General features: G+C 67.6%; 2 protein-coding genes. One reads left to right on the top strand and one right to left on the bottom strand.

Annotation, left to right across the window (positions count from 1 at the left end):
• Positions 1-65 precede the first annotated feature (65 nt).
• Positions 66-2,333 carry a sodium-translocating pyrophosphatase gene (locus tag Q0X16_RS02780; protein WP_297830393.1) on the bottom strand — a complete coding sequence of 756 codons (2,268 nt, stop codon included), beginning with the start codon at positions 2,331-2,333 and terminating at the stop codon, positions 66-68.
• A gap of 219 nt (positions 2,334-2,552) precedes the next feature.
• Here Q0X16_RS02780 and Q0X16_RS02775 point away from each other — a divergent pair, with 219 nt between their 5' ends.
• Positions 2,553-2,960 (top strand): hypothetical protein, encoded by a 408-nt coding sequence (locus Q0X16_RS02775; RefSeq protein ID WP_297830391.1) that lies wholly within the window; start codon positions 2,553-2,555, stop codon positions 2,958-2,960.
• Positions 2,961-3,002 lie beyond the last annotated feature (42 nt).

Below are 3,002 nucleotides of genomic sequence, written 5' to 3'. Positions count from 1 at the left end.
GCGTGACACACAAAAAAACGGCGACCTTGCGGTCGCCGTTTTCATGACTCGATGCCCTCCGACGATCACTCGCCAGTCGGGCTCTCGTGTCCGGCTTGCCCGGCGGTATCCTCGCCCCCGGCCGAAGCCGCGTTCGGCGCCGCCTCTGCTGCAGGCGCCTCGTCCATCGCAACATCGGTGGCATCGACGTTCGCGGCTTCCGCCTGATCCGCCGGCGCCACGGCAGCGACCGGCGCACCGGCCGCCGGGGCTTCGATCGCCATCGGCTCGGTCGTCGCCGTGGTGTTGGCGACGTTGACCGGCAGCAGCGGCACGATCAGCAGCGCCACGATGTTGATGATCTTGATCAGCGGGTTCACGGCGGGGCCGGCGGTGTCCTTGTAGGGGTCGCCCACGGTGTCGCCGGTGACGGCGGCCTTGTGCGCCTCGCTGCCCTTGCCGCCGAAGTTGCCGTCCTCGATGTACTTCTTGGCGTTGTCCCAGGCGCCGCCGCCGGTAGTCATCGAAATGGCCACGAAGATGCCCGTCACAATGGTGCCGATCAGCAAGCCGCCCAGCGCCTGCGGGCCCAGCGCCAGACCGACGATCACCGGCACCGCGACCGGCAACAGCGACGGCACGATCATTTCCTTGATCGCCGACCTGGTCAGCATGTCCACCGCCTTGTCGTACTGCGGCTTGCCGGTGCCGTCCATGATGCCCTTGATCTCGCGGAACTGGCGGCGCACTTCCTCCACCACCGCGCCGGCCGCGCGGCCCACGGCTTCCATCGCCATCGCGCCGAACAGGTACGGGATCAGGCCGCCGATCAGCAGGCCGATGATGACCATGTGGTTGGACAGGTCGAAGGTGAACTGCACGTCCGGATGCGCGGTCTGCAGGTTGTGCGTGTAGTCGGCGAACAGGACGAGCGCGGCCAGCGCCGCCGAGCCGATGGCATAGCCCTTGGTGACGGCCTTGGTGGTATTGCCCACGGCGTCCAGAGGGTCCGTCACGTTGCGCACGTCGGCCGGCAACTCGCTCATTTCCGCGATGCCGCCGGCGTTGTCGGTGATCGGGCCGTAGGCGTCCAGCGCCACGATCATGCCGGCCATCGACAGCATCGAGGTGGCGGCGATCGCGATCCCGTACAGGCCGCCCAGCTTGTAGGCGCCGAGGATCGAGGCGCACACCGCCAGCACCGGCAGCGCGGTGGACTTCATCGACACGCCGAGGCCGGCGATGATGTTGGTGCCGTGGCCGGTGGTGGAGGCCTGGGCGACGTGCTTCACCGGACCGTACTGGGTGCCGGTGTAGTACTCGGTGATCCACACGATCACGCCGGTTAGGACGAGGCCGATCAGCGCACACCAGTACAGGTTCATCGCGCCGAAGCTGGAATCACCCATCAACGACGTGGTGATCGGGTAGAACGCGGCCGCCGCCAGCACCGCCGACACGATCACGCCGCGGTACAGCGCGCCCATGATGTTCGGGTTGCTGCCGGAGACCTTCACGAAGAAGGCGCCGATGATCGAGGCGATGATCGAAGCACCGCCGAGCACCAGCGGGTACAGCACCGCGTGCTGGCCGACGGTGGCGACCATCAGGCCGCCCAGCAGCATGGTGGCGATCACGGTGACGGCGTAGGTCTCGAACAGGTCGGCGGCCATGCCGGCGCAGTCGCCGACGTTGTCGCCCACGTTGTCGGCGATCACCGCCGGATTGCGCGGATCGTCCTCGGGGATGCCGGCTTCCACCTTGCCCACCAGGTCGGCGCCGACGTCGGCGCCCTTGGTGAAGATGCCGCCGCCGAGGCGGGCAAAGATCGAGATCAGCGAGGAACCGAAGGCCAGGCCGACCAGCGCGTGCAGGGCCTCGGCGTCGGCCACGCCCATCGGGCCGGTGAGCACGTACCAGTAGCCGGCCACGCCCAGCAGGCCCAGGCCCACCACCAGCATGCCGGTGATTGCGCCACCCTTGAAGGCAACGTTCATCGCCGGGCCCATGCCGCTGCGCGCGGCTTCGGCGGTGCGCACGTTGGCGCGCACCGACACGTTCATGCCGATGTAGCCGGCGGCGCCGGACAGCACCGCGCCGATGGCAAAACCAATCGCGGTATGCCAGCTCAGGAACAGGCCGATCAGCACCAGCAGCACGACGCCGGCGATGGCGATCGTCGAATACTGGCGGTTGAGGTAGGCGCGCGCGCCTTCCTGGATCGCGCCGGCGATTTCCTGCATCCGCTCGTTGCCGGCGGGCTGCCTGTTGATCCACGCGGCCGACCACAGGCCGTAGAGGATCGCGATACCGGCGCAGACCAGCGCCAGCACTAAACCGTATTGCTCCAGCATGGAACTCTCCCCGGAGGTATCTGAATTTGCAGGTGGTAGACGTGCCCGCGTCCGGGGCAACCGTGCAATTATCGCGCAGTTGCGGCGCAATCGGAACGGCTTTGCGTCGAAAAACCGGCCATTGCTCCCGATTCAGGCAGTCCGTGGCAATCTGAACCGCCTGTCCTTCCTGGTTGTCGGCAGGCTCGTCCGGATCTGCCCCATCCATTCGGAGGCCATATGCCATCCACTCGCCCCGCCTCACGACTGGACTGCGCGCTGACTCTGGGCCTGTCCGGCCTGCTCGGGACTGCGTTTGCCGCCGATCCGACGCCGGAGATCCGCCGCGAGCCCCTGCCGGCACAAGCCGATGGCGTGACCCTCACCCTGCGCGTGATTCCGGAGGCCTGCGTTCGACTGGAAGGACGTTTCACCGGCGACAAGGCCAGGCCCTTCGCGCTGGCCGCCGAACCCTCGCGTACTCGCTGCCTGCCGCATGCGCAACTGGTCGAAGCCGCCAGCGCACGGCCAAGCGCGCAGCGCGGCTGGATACTCAATGACGAACTTCGGGTGCCCAGCGCCCGCTGCCAGGCTCAGCAAGCGGTGGTCAGGATCTGGCGCGAACGGGGCCCGGATGCGACGCCCTAGCTCGTTGCCCAGGGCCGTGTAAGGATCTATCTGCGTGAGGAT

This window comes from Thermomonas sp. (assembly GCF_025993755.1).
GTDB lineage: Bacteria > Pseudomonadota > Gammaproteobacteria > Xanthomonadales > Xanthomonadaceae > Thermomonas.
This window is presented reverse-complemented; position numbering and strand designations above follow the sequence as displayed.